Here is a 13,812-nt window from a genome sequence, read left to right on the forward strand (position 1 = left end):
TGCCTGCGGGCAAGCCAGCGTCAGAGCCCCTCCAGGATCTTGCCAAAGCGCTGCGCGATCCAATTGCCGCTGAATGTATCGCGGTAGGCCTGATTGCACCAATCGGACCCGTCCTTGCGCAGCACGTGGTCCACGGCGCCCTCGACCGCCTTCTCGATATCCTCGACCTCGGACGGGCGGGCGTGCCAGCAGCCAAGGTGCTTCATTGCGTCCTCGGAGCCGCCCGGCGGCGTCAGGCCCACGATGGGCGTATCCGCGCCGATGTAGTCGGACAGTTTGCTGGGCAGGAACAGGTTCTGGCGCACATTGGCTTCGATCAGCAGCAGAATGTCCGCGTCGTACATCTGCTCCAGCGATTCGACGAACGACACGTTGCCGACGGCGCGCACGGTGCCCTCCGGCAGGCTCATGGCGGCCTCGGTGGCGAGCATCTCGGGCGGCACCAGGCCGATCAGCTCGAGGCAGAGCACGCCGCGCAGGTCCGGCCGCCGCTGAAACAGGCGCCCCAGTGCCTGGAACAGCGGTTCGGGCGAGCGGCGGCCGTACAGCACGCCCACATAACGCATGACGATGCGATCGTTCCTTGCTTTCGGCCGCTGCGGGAAGAGGGCTTCATCGAAGGCATGGGGAATCACATCGGTGCGGCGGCGCACGGATTCGGGCTGCCCCTGCATCATCAGATCCAGGGAATACCGCGAGCTGTGCACGATGAAATCGGCCGCTGCCACCGCGCGCGGCTCGTGCCGCGCGTTCCACAGTTTGGTCAGCCGGCTGACCTCAAGCGGATTGCCCGCCCAGGGGTCGCTGAACTGTGCCAGCCACTTCACGTTGCGCCGCGCCTTCTTCACGCGCGTCATCACGGCGTTGACCGAATGAAACGGCGACCAGGTCATCACGGCGTCGTACTGCGTGAGATCCATGTCCATGAGCTTGCTGTACGCGGATTCGCGCAGCACGGTCATCAGGTCCGGCACGCGATCGAGCTTGCGGATGGAGGATCGCACGAGGCTCATCAGGTTCTTCGCGGGCCGCAGCCGGTCGATCCGGCCGAAGGTCTTCTCGGCGAAAGGCAGCAGGCTGTGGTCCAGCGGCAATTCCGCGCAGAATGAGTCCGCGCACACGACGTCGACGTCGTATCCGGAACGGGCAAGCGCGGCCATCGGCTTGTAGACCGCTGCCGTCATCTGCACCTGCATGGGCGGGAAGGCGTAGCTCAACAACAGAATCCTGCCCTTGCGCGCGTTCGGATGGTCCATGGTGGTCGAATCGTTATCCGGCAACACGGCTGGCTCCCGGAATCAGGCGAATCGCGGCCGCGATAACGCCGCAGATGAAAAACGTGCTGAGAGAAATCAACAGGATCACGAACCCGGCAGGCAGGTGCTCCGTCGCAATGCGGATCGCGCTGCTGAAGCGAACATGCTCCAGCACCACCACATGCACGAAAAAGATGATGAAGGCGCGGTCGCTCAGCCATTTCGCAATCGCCGCGGACCGGGCCGACAAATCTACCGTCACGAACGCCAGAAACGCCGCGATCGACGCGATGACCACGTTAGGCGTGAAATAGACGTAGGCGCGTTCGACCGGCACGCCGGCCTTTTCGCTGAAACGCCACGTCAGATAGAACGTGATCGCCGAGCAGATGGCATAGACGGCAATACACGCCCAACGCGGGATGGCCTTGCGGTCAACGCCGGCCAAGAGGCCGCCCAGGATGAACAACCCGCCATACCCAAGAAAGCTGGTGAGCTGCATGATCCGCAGGACCGGCAGCGGCCAATACTGCGGCACGCTGGTGACGGCAAACCAGACTACGAAGAAATAGACGCTCAGCGCAGGCCGGCTGCGCAGCACTTCGTAGATTGCCTGCAGGAAAGGCAGCAGGACATACAGCCCGACGATCATGTACACGAACCACAGGTGGTACATCACCGGCTCGGAAAACATCGTGAGCAGGCCCGCGCCGTAACTGCCCAGCGCACCGTTGCGGTACAGGAACGCGGCGCTCCAGAAGACCAGCGGGATGAACACCTTCAGCACCCGGCGCAGGATGCTGCCGGTGGAGACCACCTGCATCCCCGGACGCATCAGCATCGCGCCCGAAATCATCACGAACAGCGGCACCGCCACGCGCACGGCGGAATCCAGCGCGTTGGCCGACAACCAGTCGGGCAACGGACTCTTGCCGAAGGCGTAGAACGCCGCCCCGCAGGAGTGAATCAGGATCACGCCATAGATGGCCACCACCCGGCACAGGTCCGCCCAGGCCGCTCTCTGTTTGCCAGGCACCGCGTCGGACTTCGGATCCGCAATCCTGGTGGTCAACGTATCCGCCGTTGTCATTTTCCCGACTGCCTTCCGTGGATCACACGTTCGTAAACGTCCACCATACGCTCGGCCTGCAAGCGTATGTCATAGTGCTGCTCGGCCAGCTGGCGCGATCTTGCGCCTCGTGCCAGCCGCTCCTGCGGATCGGCGATCAGCCGCTCCATCGCCGCCGCCAGCGCGGCCGAATCGCGGGACGGCACCGCCAGCCCCGCTTCCGGCGTGAACACGACCTCGGGCAAGGCGGTCCCTTCGAAGCAGATGGTGGGCTTGCCGCAAGCCATCGCCTCGACCGCCATCAACCCAAACGAATCGGCCAGCGACGGCATGAGGAACAGGTCAGTCGCACTATAGACGTCCTGCATCACGCTATCGTCATTCGTCCAGCCTAGTTCGACGACCTGGAACCTGTCCTTGAACTTCTCGATCCGGCCCTTGTCGTTGAGCGTCAAAAGGCAGATGGGCACCTGCGTCTGCAAGCGGTCCAGCGCCTCGATCACATACTGCAGGCCCTTGAAGTCGTTGACCACGGACCGGAAGCACAGCACCAGCCGATGCGGCTCGATGCCCAGGCGGACCTTGGCCGCTGCCTGGTCACCGGGTTTGAAGAAATCCAGGTCCAGGCCAAACGGCACCTTGTGAACGGGCACATCGTCCATCAGGGGCGACTGCCGGACCATGTTCTCCATCCAGCTCGAGGCCACCAGGATCTCGAAGTTCGAGCGCCGGTAGGCCATCCGCTTGAGCCGGAAGTTCAGCGCCGTCGTGTCGCGCTGGATCGCGAAATCCGTCTTCAGATCGGGGCACTGGCCGCAGCCCGTCTTCCATCGCTGGCACGAAAAAGGGTGAATACAGTGGCCGGTCATCGCCCACGGATCGTGCAGCGTCCAAAGCGAGGGCTTGTCGCCCGTCATCGCCGGCAGCGACTGCATGCTCAGAAAACCCGAATGGATGATGTGGTAGTGAACCAGATCCGCTTCGCGGAACGCCTCCATGCGGCGCATGTGCATGCCGTTGGAATACAGCTGCGATTGCAGCGACAACACTTTCTCGACGCCTCGCGTCAGCCGGTTGACCTTGCGCAGCAGCTTGCCGTGCAGGCTCACGACGCCTTCTTCCTGACGGTCCTGCTCCCACACGAAATGCTTGGACGAAACACCAAGCGCCTCGAGATGAGGCTTCAGGGAAAGCCCGTTGAAGCGGCGTCCGGGCGACTGGTATCCGTTAACTTGCAAAACTCTCATCGTGTGCCCGTCAATCCTCTTATGTCGAACCAGGCCTGTTGCGAACGCTGACCATGTACGTTTTTCATGGTTTCCCCTCCGCCTGGCGCTACATGGGATTTCATTCACTCTTGTAATGGCGACAATGCAACCATGCGCTACTGTCGTCGCCCCAAAAACCGCGTAAGGCTCAGGCGGACCGTCCAAACAACGCCCGGAACGCACGCCGCCACCGGGAGCCGGCTTCCGCAAGCGCCCTGCTTTGATACTGTTCCAGCGTCGTGCGCATGGCAGCGATCTCCGCGGCCTGCGTCTGGATCACCGCCTGCTGGTTTGCGTCGTGCGCCTTGGCGTCGTCAAGCAGCGCGCGCATGTGCCGGCCGTCGATGCGCACCACCAGCTTGGCGGATTTGACGTAGGTAACCCAAGGCGCGCCGATGCGGCCTTCAACGCCGCCGTTGATCCAGTGCTGCACGCTGGATTCCTGAGCGATGTACTTCTCGACGTGGTCATCGGTGATGCCGATGCTCTGCATCCGCAGCGACTCACGCAACAGTTCCAGGATTTCCAGCGGCGTGCCTTCGGCGGGCTGGGCGCAGCTGGAAACGCTGGCCAGACTGCCGAACAGGCCACGCAGGATCACGTAGGACAGCGTCAGGTCCGATTCGAGCTTCCATTCCTTGTCGAAGAAGGCCAGCTCGCCGGGCGCGACTTCCATGCAGTTCAAGGGGGTCCAGTCGAACAGGGCGCCGGGCACCGGCTTGTCCAGAGACAGCGACACCGCCGGGCCGAGATCCGCCTCGCGGCAGATCGCGTCGATCCAGGGCCGCGCCCAGTTGCACACGTCCATCGCCGACCAGCCCGGCGTGTTCAGCACCTTTACCAGGCCCAGCCACCAGAGATGGCCCTTCAGATACGGGCCATCGTCGATCGAATGGCTTACCGGCAACGCCGGCGCGGCTTCCTGCGTCACGCGGTCCCGCGCCGTGCGGACTTCGCCGCCGTCCAGGTAAAAGCGCTTCGCGGTGGCAAACGCCGGGTGGCGCTCGACGCTGTAGTGCCAGGCAAGATCCTGCGCTTCGCGCAGCGCGGCCACGGCCCGCTCCGACTTGCCGGCAATGATCAGAAACGAGTTCGCCAGGTCTTCGGCCAGGCCGTTTTCGTGGATCGAGGCCCAGGCCTGCTCCAGCGAGAAAGCCGGCACGATCCAGTCGGGCCGGGCGCGGTCGCGGCCAACCGTGCCGGTCAACAGCGGACGGGCGGCAAACTGGCCCTTCGGATCCAGCCCCTTCGAGGTCAGGAGCGACACCGGCATGTGATAGTCCGGCAGCGGGAAATACACTTCCTGCGCGCTCAGTCCGACGGAACCCAGGATGCCCTTGAGCTCATCCAGCCCAAACCGGATGATGGTCTCGGGCCCGTACTGCCCTTCCACGCCGTAGTAGGGCACGTCCACGTTCGGCTCGGGAAAGCCCGAGAAATACTTCAGGCCCAGCTTGTTCTGGATGGCGATGACCAGAACGCCGTCGTCATTGAGCTGGCGCGCGGCATTGGCCAGCAGGTCCAGCTCGGCGCGGTCGCCGCAATGGGAAAAAAGCCGGGCGTACTGCAATACGCCGATCATCGTCACGACGTCGAACTTCTTTTCGGCGTTGAAATCTTCGATGCGGTCGCAGACGACGGTGACATTGTTCAGGTCGACCGTGCGCTGGCGCGTGATCGAGGCGCGGTGAGCCGAGGCCTCCAGGGCCACGACATCGCCGCCCAGCTCGCCCAGATAGCGTGTGATGATGCCGCAGCCGGAGCCCAGTTCCAGCACGCGGCCGCGGCACAGCTTCTCGAGCGGGCGCAGGATGTTCGCGCGCACAGGCGACAGGTGGCAGGCGGACCGCCAGTCCCAGATGGCGCCCACCAATTCGCGCGAAAACAGCGAGCGATCCTTGGCATCGGCGATGATGCGCTCGATCTGCTGTTCGAAGTCGGCGCCATCGGTGTAGGTGAATTCGGGAATACTGCCATCCGTCTCCGGAAACAGCATTCCTTTGTGTTCTTTGTAATCCGTCGGAAGATTGTGCATTTCAGTTCTCTATCCTGCCAGGCGTCGCCGATTACTCGGAAACGGCATCCAGCAAGATCCTGGGTTGAAATCCGATGTCGAAAAGGCCAGTCGCGGGACGCGGCTCGTCCGCCATCACACGAAAGACAATCGCGTCGACAATACGATGATGCAATGAACCGTCTTCGCCCTGAGCGGCGAAGGTGCAAAAATACGTTGCCGGGTTCAGCGAGCATTCAAACTCGAATTCCAGGTCCAACGAGGTGCCGGCGGTGAAGTCGATGCCGTGTTCGTCCAGGATGGGATGGGCGCAGCCCGCCAGATCGATACCCGACGTGGTGCGGATCAGTGCGTAAAACCGGACCGCGGGGCAATCCTCGGTGAACTGCACGCTGCACTTGAGCTTGTAGCGATGGCCGCGAAGAATGTGATTGACCTGCGCGCCGCCCAGCGTCTGAAGCATCGGCGCGGACAGCTTGGCGCCCACTTCGTCGTAGGACAACGTATCCGGCACGAAGCTCGCGTCGAAGAACGGCTCAAGTCCGCCCGCCGGGACCGACCCGGCGGCAGCGGCCGGCTTGGCTTTGTCGGCCGCCGGCTCGGCCAGACTGGCCGCGCTCTCGCCCTCGGCGTCGATCCGGCGGATTTCCGCGATCAGCTCGACGGCTTTATCGCTGGTGGTGTTGCCGAGCTTCTGGCCAAAATAAACAGCCCGCTTCGGAATACCGGTGAACAGGCGTTCGCCAGCATTGAGCAGCACCGCGCGGTCGCACAGATTGATAATGGCCGCGCCCGAATGCGAAACAAACAGGATCGTGGCGCCGCGATTCTTGATCGCGTCGATTCGCGCAAAACATTTGCGCTGAAAGGGTTCGTCGCCAACAGCCAGCGCCTCGTCAACGACGAGGATATCCGGATCCACGTTGATCGCCACAGCGAAAGCCAGGCGGGCATACATGCCGCTGGAATAATGTTTGACCGGCTGCTCGATAAACTGGCCAATATCGGCAAATGCCGCAATCTCATCAAAACGCGCCTCGATTTCGGGCTGGCTCAACCCCAAAACCATCGCATTCAGAAACACATTTTCGCGCCCGGTGAACTCGGGGTTGAATCCCGCGCCCAGTTCCAGCAGAGCAGCAACGCGGCCTTGCGTCTCCACGGTGCCCGAGGTCGGCATCAGCGTGCCGCAGATCATCTGCAGCAAAGTGGACTTGCCCGAGCCATTGCGGCCAATGATGCCCACGGTCTCGCCGCGGCCCACATTGAAGGACACGTCGCGCAATGCCCAGAACTCGCGGAAATAGTTGACCGGCGGCCGGCCAAGCATGCTGCGCAGACGCGGCGCGACAAACTGCTTCAGCCGGTCATGCGGCCGATCGTAGATCTGATAACACTTGCTCAGGCGATCTACGCGAATGACATTGCCATCAGAGGACATCAGCGAACCCCTTGCGCGCCTTCTGGAACCACCAAAAACCTGCCCACGCAATCACCATGCTGATGGCCGCGTAAATACCAAGCGCGCCCCAATTCGGCAATTCGCCGTAAAGCAGCACCTTGCGGGATTCTTCAATAATCAAGGTAAGGGGATTGAGCATCACAACCATCTGCGCCTTAGGCGGCAGATTTGAAATCGGATAGAACACGGGAGAGACGAACAGCAGCACCGACATCAACAGGCCGATCGTCTGGCCGATGTCGCGCACATAAACACCCGTTGCGGACAGGAACCAGGCAAATCCCATGGTCACCATCAGCAGGGGCATCAGCACGACCGGGAAAAATATCGCCGTCCAGCTGATGGAGCCGCTGAGCACCAATTGAGCAATCAAGAGCACGCACACGCTGATAGCCGCATGAAAGAGCGCGGCGCCCATCGCCACCCACGGAAAGATCTCCAGGGGAAAGACGACCTTTTTCACGTAGGTCACGTTGCTGTGGATGAGGCCTGGCGCGCGGCTGATGCACTCGGAGAACAGCCCGTGAACGATCAGCCCGACGAACAGCACGACCGCGAAATTCGCGTGGCTGGCATCCTGGCTGACGCCCCAGCGAGCCTTAAACACTACGGTAAAGAAAAACGTGTATACAGTCAGCATGAGCAGCGGCGTGAAAAAAGACCACGCCAGCCCGAAGATCGAGCCGCGATAGCGGCCCAGGACTTCCCGCTTGCACATTTGAACCGCGAGCTTTCGATTGCTCCAGATGCTGTCGAACATCGCAGCCGGAGATACACGCTGTGCCTGATGAGGATTCACACTACCTATCCCGCTTGACCGTCCCGCTCCTTACGAAATCCGGGGCGGACATAAAGTTATTGGAAATAATTGCATTACTGACGCCGCCAAAAACCCGGGAGCGGCCATTCAGAGGCTGATTCATCAGGAAAAAAAGCGCCGTAATACCCTGCCGACCTATCGCTTTAAAGCCCGAACGTCCAAATTACAATCAGCAAATTATTCGCAACATTGGTTTTGCAAATTATTCAAGATGAACGGACGAAACCTCGGGGCGCAAGGTGCGCATACTAAGTTTTAGTGCAACTGAACATCATAACATGCTGAAAACGCAGGCCGAAGCGGATTTTCCGACGGTTTTACTCATTCAGATTTACAAACAATAGTACGTCTCACTATTACTGAGACCTGGCATTGCCGCCGTCTCGTGGCTATTTTCTCCAGACCGGTCCACAATGGATTCACAACACTGTTGGAACAGGGAGACAGCCATGCGCATTGCCGATGCCCAATGGATTCCTTCGACGCAGCACCAGACCTGGGATGCGTTGACCGACCCGCGAGTGTTACAGAAGTGCATTCCGGGGTGTGTGGAAGTCGCCATGCGCAGTCCGACCGAGTACGCGGTCACGCTGCGCGCCAAGATCGCCGGTATCGACACCGACTACGACGGCGAGATCCTGCTCTCCGATGTCAACGCCCCGAACAGCTGCACGCTGGTGTTCGAAGGCAAGGGGCGAGCCGCCTGCCTGGCGATCGGCACGGCTCAGGTCAACCTGACCACCAAGGACGAGGGCACCCGCGTGGCCTACACCGTTGCCGGCATGGCAGGCGGCAAGCTGGGCGAGTGCGGGGAAGGCGTGCTCCTGAAGGCCGCCGAGAAAATCGTCGACAAGTTCTTCACTGCCTTCATCGACCACATGGCGGCCCAGCCGCGTCTGGCACCCCCGCCACCGCCGCCCGAGCCCGAACCGCGGGGCCTGTCCAATTCCCGCTGGTCCTGGATGCTGGTCGTCTTGGTGATCGCCGTATTCTGGGGATACCACGCTTTTTACAAGTGATAACCCTAGGGTGCCGGTGATATCCTAGGCGGCATGACTCCGCCGCCGCCACCCGCTCAGCCAGCCACTGACCCCGCACGCTCAAGACGGGACTTGCTGATGGCGATGGCGGGGGTGTCGGCCACCGTGGTGCTTGCCGCCCTGGATTCCACCATCATCAGCACCACGCTGCCGCGCGTGGCCGAGGCCCTGAACGGCATGGCGCTGTATGCCTGGGTCGGCACGGGCTATCTGCTTGCCACGGCGGCTTCCATCCTGATCTTTGGCCGGCTGGGCGACATGTTCGGCCGCAAGCCCTTGATGCTGGTGTCGGTGCTCATCATCGCGCTTGGCTCCATTGCCTGTGGCCTGGCACAGTCCATGACGCAGTTGATCGTGTTCCGCACCCTGCAGGGGGTGGGCGGCGGCATGATGATCGCCACCGCCTTCGCCGCGCCGGCGGACCTGTTCCCCGACGCCAAGCAGCGGGTCAGATGGATGGCGTTGGTGTCCGCCGCTTTCGCCATGGCCAGCGGCATCGGTCCGGTGCTGGGCGGCGCGGCCACGCAGGCCCTGGGATGGCGCGCGGCGTTCTTCATCTCGCCCATCGCGGCCGCGGGCGCGTTTTTCCTACTGGCGCGTTATTTCCCGCGCATCCGGCCCATCCATGACGGCAGCCGCAAGATCGACTGGCTTGGCGCCATCCTGCTCGTGCTGGCCGTGGGCGCGCCGCTGGCCGCGCTGGAGCTTGCCTTTGCCAGCGGCGAACACGCGCACCCGATCCTTGGCCTGTCGCTGGCGCTGGTCGGCGCCGCCGCCATCGCCATCCTGATTCCCACCGAGCGCCGCGTGAAGTCGCCCATCTTCCCGCTGCGCGTGCTCTCGGGACACGAGCCGCGCCTGCTGAACGTGGCGGCGATGATGGTCGGCGCGGTGATGTTCATCCTGATCTTCTACAGCCCGTTGCTGCTGCAACAGGTGCTGGGCTATACGCCCAGCCAGGCGGGACTGCTGCTGACGCCGCTGGTGGCCGCGATCTCGGTGGGCAGCATCATCAACGGCCGGATGTTTCCCAAGCAGACCGAACCGCAGCGCCTGATGGTGTTCGGCGGCGTCCTGCTCGCGGCCGGATCGCTGATGGTGCTGCTGATTTCGCCAGGCACGTCGGCGTGGTGGATTCTTGGCGCATTCTTCGTCAACGGCTGTGCGCTGGGCTTTCTGCTGCCCAACCTGACGCTTTTCATGCAGATGCTCAGCGAGCGGCGCGACGTGGGCGTCGCCTCGGCGCTGGTGCAGACGACGCGCGCCATCGGCAGCGCGCTGGGCACCGCCGTGGTCGGCATCCTGATTTCCCACAGCACGGTGCTCTCGGGCGTGCGCACCGGCCTGATCCTGTGTATTTTCCTCTCCCTCACGTGCGCGGTGCTGGCGCACCGGGTGAAGATGAGAAACCTGGTCACGAGCCGCAGCCACGGTTGATTCAGAGCTGAACATGCAACGCCGCGATCTGCAGGACCTGTTGATTCTAGCCGCCGTCTGGGGCGGCTCTTTTCTTTTCATGCGCGTCGCCGTGCCGGAGTTCGGGCCTGTGGCGCTCATCGAACTGCGCGTGGGACTGGCCGCGCTCTTTCTCCTGCCCGCCGCGATCTGGCGCAACAAGCTGCCCTTGATCGCGCGCCGCTGGAAAGCCATTCTCGTGGTCGGCACCTTGAATGCCGCGCTGCCCTTCCTGCTTTACGCGTACGCCGCCCAGTCGTTGGGCGCGGGCTTTTTGTCCGTCGCCAACGCCGTGACGCCGGTGTGGGGCGCCGTGATCGGCTGGCTGTGGCTGAAAGACCGGTTGCCGTGGACGCGCTCGCTGGGACTGCTGATCGGTCTGTCCGGCATCGTGGTGCTGGTCTGGGACAAGCTCGACTTTCAATCCGGCGGCACGGGCTTTGCCGTGCTCGCCGCCGTCTCCGCGCCCGTCTTCTACGGCGTTGCCGCGAACTGGACGAAGCGGTTCCTGACAGGCGTGGACCCCTTGACCAGCGCAACGGGCAGCATGGTGTCGGCGGCATTGGTCCTGCTGCCCGCGGCCGTGGCCACCTGGCCGCAACAGCCGGTGTCCTGGGAGGCCTGGGGCGCGACGGTCCTGCTTGCCGTCGTGTGTACCGGCGCCGCATACATCGTGTTCTTCCGGCTGATCGCCAACGTGGGCCCGACCGGCGCGGTCAGCGTCACGTTCCTGGTTCCCATCTTCGGGGTGGTCTGGGGCGCGTGGTTCCTGGACGAAGCCATCACGGCGCCCATCCTAGCGGGCGCGGGCATCATTCTTGTGGGCACCGCGCTGGCGCTGGGACTGGTCGGGATGAAGCGCCCCCGCTGAACGCCCGGTCAGGCCGGCGCCATCCGCGGCGCTTGCGCCAGGGCGAGACCTCGCCGGTCGCTGTCGGACAATATCGGCTCGGCCTGCACCGGCCAGGCAATCGCAATCGCCGGGTCATTCCACATCACGCATTGCTGATGCGCCGGCAGGTAAGGCGCGGTCGTCTTGTAGACCACGTTGGCGTACTCGGACAGCACCAGGAATCCGTGCGCAAAGCCTTCGGGCACCCAGAGCTGGCGCAGGTTCTCTGACGACAGGATCTCGCTCGTCCATTGGCCGAACGTGGGCGATCCTTCCCGCATATCGACCGCGACATCGAAGATCTCGCCTTCGGTGACGCGCACCAGCTTGCCCTGCGGTTGCAGCGTCTGATAATGCAGGCCGCGCAGGACATGGCGCCGCGAGTGCGACTGGTTGTCCTGCAGAAAGCGGACCGGCCGGCCGGCTGCCGCGTCAAAGACCGATTGCACATAGGTCTCGACGAAATAGCCGCGGTCGTCCTGGTGCATCACGGGATCGATGCGCAGGACCTCGGGCAGGGACAAGGGCGTCACGCGCATCAATGAGGCAGCCGGGTAAGAAGGTTCATCAGGTACTGGCCATAGCCGCTTTTGACCAGCGGACGGGCCAGCGTTTCCAGTTGCGCCGCGTCGATCCAGCGCTTACGGAATGCGATCTCTTCAGGGCATGCCACCTTCAAGCCTTGCCGGCGTTCAAGCGTCGCAATGAACTGCGATGCATCGAGCAGGCTATCGTGCGTGCCCGTATCCAGCCACGCATGCCCTCGTCCCATGATTTCGACGTTGAGCGCCCCGAGTTCCAGGTACGCCTGATTCACGTCGGTGATTTCCAGCTCGTTGCGCGCGGACGGACGGATCTGGCGCGCCAGGTCGATCACCCGATTGTCGTAGAAATACAGTCCGGTCACCGCGTAGTTCGATTTGGGCGACGCGGGCTTTTCCTCGATACGCAGCGCGTTGCCGTGCGCGTCGAACTCGACCACGCCGTAGCGTTGCGGATCCTGGACATGATAGGCAAAGATGGTGGCGCCCGCCTGACGCGCCATGGCGCCGGCAAGCAGCTGGTGAAAATCGTGCCCGTAGAAAAGGTTGTCGCCCAGCACCAGCGCGCAGGGCGCCTGCCCGATGAAGTCCGCCCCGATCAAAAACGCCTGCGCCAGGCCTTCGGGCGCCGGCTGCACCGCGTATTCCAGCGACAGGCCCCACTGCCCGCCGTCGCCCAGCAACTGCCGGAATCGCGGCAGGTCGTCGGGGGTGGAGATGATCAGGATCTCGCGTATGCCGGCCAGCATCAGCGTGGTCAGCGGGTAATAGATCATGGGCTTGTCGTAAACGGGCATGAGCTGCTTGCTTACCGCCAGCGTCGCGGGATGCAGCCGCGTGCCCGACCCGCCCGCCAGGATGATCCCCTTGCGCGCGCCCGTTGCCGTCATGGCGCATCTCCTTCAGCCGGGCGCGCGTGCCCTGCCCCATCACGCAGCCACTGCGGATGATCCAGATACCACCGGACGGTCTTTTCCAGGCCCCAGGCAAACGTTTCGGCGGGCTGCCAACCCAACGTCTGCCGCGCCTTGTGCGCATCGATGGCGTAGCGGCGATCGTGGCCGGGCCGGTCGGCGACCAGCGCGATCAGGTCGCGGTACGCCCTGCCATCGGGCCGCGGCCGCAAGACATCCAGCAAGGCGCACACCGCCTCGACGACCTGCAGCGTGGTGCGCTCGTTACCCGCGCCCAGGTTGTAGGTTTCGCCAGGCCGGCCGCGTTCCAGCACCTTGCGCAAGCCGTCGCAATGGTCGGCGACATACAGCCAGTCGCGCGCGTGCAAGCCATCTCCGTAGACGGGCAGTGGCTTGCCCGCCAGCGCGTGATGGATCATCAGGGGAATCAGCTTTTCGGGAAACTGCCGGGGGCCGAAATTGTTCGAACAGTGCGTCATGAGCACCGGCAGTCCGTAGGTCTGCGCCCACGCGCGCACCAGATGGTCCCCGCCCGCCTTGCTGGCGGCGTAGGGATTGTTGGGCTGGTAGGGGCTGGTTTCGGTAAAGCCCGGATCGGATGGCGCCAGCGAGCCGTAGACCTCGTCCGTCGACACATGCAGGAATCGGAACGCATCGCGCGCGGCGCCGTCCAGTTCACTCCAGAACGTGCGGGCGGCTTCCAGCAAACCGAACGTGCCGCCGACGTTGGTCCTGACGAAATTGCCCGCGCCCGCGATCGAACGGTCGACGTGGGTTTCGGCGGCAAAATTGATGATGGCGCGCGGACGATGCTGGCGCAGCACCTCGGTCACCCGATGCGTGTCGGCGATGTCCGCCACGACCAGCACATGGCGCGCGTCGTGCGCCAGGCTGTCCAGATTGGCGCGGTTGCCTGCGTAGGTCAGCTTGTCCAGATTGACGACCGTCTCATCGCCAAGCGCCAGCCAATCCAGCACGAAGTTGGATCCGATGAACCCGGCGCCTCCGGTGACGAGAATGCTCATTGCGTTGTGCCTGATCGGAGGGCAGGCCTCCAAAGCGGGTAGTTTACTGCCGCGC

General features: G+C 63.2%; 12 protein-coding genes. 3 read left to right on the forward strand and 9 right to left on the reverse strand.

What is annotated here, in order from left to right:
• Positions 1-20: 20 nt before the first annotated feature.
• The 6 genes from V6V88_RS26720 to V6V88_RS26745 form a co-directional block, all read right to left on the reverse strand.
• Positions 21-1,283, reverse strand: a complete 1,263-nt coding sequence (locus V6V88_RS26720) for a hypothetical protein (protein WP_280001515.1) — start codon at positions 1,281-1,283, stop codon at positions 21-23.
• Positions 1,270-2,328 carry an acyltransferase family protein gene (locus tag V6V88_RS26725; protein WP_196589456.1) on the reverse strand — a complete coding sequence of 353 codons (1,059 nt, stop codon included), beginning with the start codon at positions 2,326-2,328 and terminating at the stop codon, positions 1,270-1,272. Before V6V88_RS26725 ends, V6V88_RS26720 begins: the two co-directional genes overlap by 14 nt.
• 14 nt (positions 2,329-2,342) lie before the next feature.
• The gene (locus V6V88_RS26730; RefSeq protein ID WP_338617055.1) at positions 2,343-3,563 is read right to left on the reverse strand and encodes a glycosyltransferase family 4 protein; all 1,221 of its coding nucleotides are present in this window, start codon (positions 3,561-3,563) and stop codon (positions 2,343-2,345) included.
• A 178-nt stretch (positions 3,564-3,741) separates the two neighbouring features.
• On the reverse strand, positions 3,742-5,589 hold the full coding sequence (locus V6V88_RS26735; RefSeq protein WP_280001514.1) for a methyltransferase: 1,848 nt from the start codon (positions 5,587-5,589) through the stop codon (positions 3,742-3,744).
• A gap of 70 nt (positions 5,590-5,659) precedes the next feature.
• Positions 5,660-7,048 carry an ABC transporter ATP-binding protein gene (locus V6V88_RS26740; protein ID WP_062838842.1) on the reverse strand — a complete coding sequence of 463 codons (1,389 nt, stop codon included), beginning with the start codon at positions 7,046-7,048 and terminating at the stop codon, positions 5,660-5,662.
• Complete coding sequence (locus V6V88_RS26745) at positions 7,038-7,829, reverse strand: ABC transporter permease (RefSeq protein ID WP_062838841.1); 792 nt, start codon at positions 7,827-7,829, stop codon at positions 7,038-7,040. Before V6V88_RS26745 ends, V6V88_RS26740 begins: the two co-directional genes overlap by 11 nt.
• Before the next feature lie 509 nt (positions 7,830-8,338).
• Between V6V88_RS26745 and V6V88_RS26750 the strand changes: the two genes are divergently transcribed.
• The 3 genes from V6V88_RS26750 (at position 8,339) to V6V88_RS26760 (ending at position 11,255) form a co-directional block, all read left to right on the forward strand.
• A complete protein-coding gene (locus tag V6V88_RS26750; RefSeq protein WP_056327172.1) occupies positions 8,339-8,908 on the forward strand; it encodes a carbon monoxide dehydrogenase subunit G in 570 nt (189 codons plus the stop codon).
• 99 nt (positions 8,909-9,007) lie between these two features.
• Complete coding sequence (locus V6V88_RS26755) at positions 9,008-10,366, forward strand: MFS transporter (protein ID WP_062839040.1); 1,359 nt, start codon at positions 9,008-9,010, stop codon at positions 10,364-10,366.
• Positions 10,367-10,379: 13 nt separating this feature from the next.
• Entirely contained in the window at positions 10,380-11,255 is an 876-nt protein-coding gene (locus V6V88_RS26760; protein WP_056327168.1) for a DMT family transporter, read from the forward strand.
• An 8-nt stretch (positions 11,256-11,263) separates the two neighbouring features.
• Here the strand turns inward: V6V88_RS26760 and rfbC are convergent, their stop codons facing one another.
• From rfbC to rfbB, 3 genes are read right to left on the reverse strand one after another with little or no spacing between them, the layout of a single operon-like run.
• Entirely contained in the window at positions 11,264-11,815 is a 552-nt protein-coding gene (gene rfbC, locus V6V88_RS26765; protein WP_062838840.1) for a dTDP-4-dehydrorhamnose 3,5-epimerase, read from the reverse strand.
• A complete protein-coding gene (rfbA, locus tag V6V88_RS26770) occupies positions 11,815-12,708 on the reverse strand; it encodes a glucose-1-phosphate thymidylyltransferase RfbA (protein WP_142052271.1) in 894 nt (297 codons plus the stop codon). The genes rfbC and rfbA overlap by 1 nt, the downstream gene beginning before the upstream one ends.
• The gene (rfbB, locus tag V6V88_RS26775) at positions 12,705-13,757 is read right to left on the reverse strand and encodes a dTDP-glucose 4,6-dehydratase (RefSeq protein WP_338617056.1); all 1,053 of its coding nucleotides are present in this window, start codon (positions 13,755-13,757) and stop codon (positions 12,705-12,707) included. The genes rfbA and rfbB overlap by 4 nt, the downstream gene beginning before the upstream one ends.
• Between the last annotated feature and the right edge of the window lie 55 nt (positions 13,758-13,812).

Source organism: Achromobacter sp. E1, from assembly GCF_037039475.1.
Lineage (GTDB): Bacteria > Pseudomonadota > Gammaproteobacteria > Burkholderiales > Burkholderiaceae_B > Achromobacter > Achromobacter mucicolens.

Coding starts and splice junctions, on each gene's coding strand:
- V6V88_RS26745 (WP_062838841.1), bottom strand. CDS start 7,829: ATGTTCGACAGCATCTGGAGCAATCGAAAGCTCGCGGTTCAAATGTGC.
- rfbC (WP_062838840.1), bottom strand. CDS start 11,815: ATGCGCGTGACGCCCTTGTCCCTGCCCGAGGTCCTGCGCATCGATCCC.
- V6V88_RS26755 (WP_062839040.1), top strand. CDS start 9,008: ATGGCGATGGCGGGGGTGTCGGCCACCGTGGTGCTTGCCGCCCTGGAT.
- rfbA (WP_142052271.1), bottom strand. CDS start 12,708: ATGACGGCAACGGGCGCGCGCAAGGGGATCATCCTGGCGGGCGGGTCG.
- V6V88_RS26735 (WP_280001514.1), bottom strand. CDS start 5,589: ATGCTGTTTCCGGAGACGGATGGCAGTATTCCCGAATTCACCTACACC.
- V6V88_RS26760 (WP_056327168.1), top strand. CDS start 10,380: ATGCAACGCCGCGATCTGCAGGACCTGTTGATTCTAGCCGCCGTCTGG.
- V6V88_RS26750 (WP_056327172.1), top strand. CDS start 8,339: ATGCGCATTGCCGATGCCCAATGGATTCCTTCGACGCAGCACCAGACC.
- V6V88_RS26740 (WP_062838842.1), bottom strand. CDS start 7,048: ATGTCCTCTGATGGCAATGTCATTCGCGTAGATCGCCTGAGCAAGTGT.
- rfbB (WP_338617056.1), bottom strand. CDS start 13,757: ATGAGCATTCTCGTCACCGGAGGCGCCGGGTTCATCGGATCCAACTTC.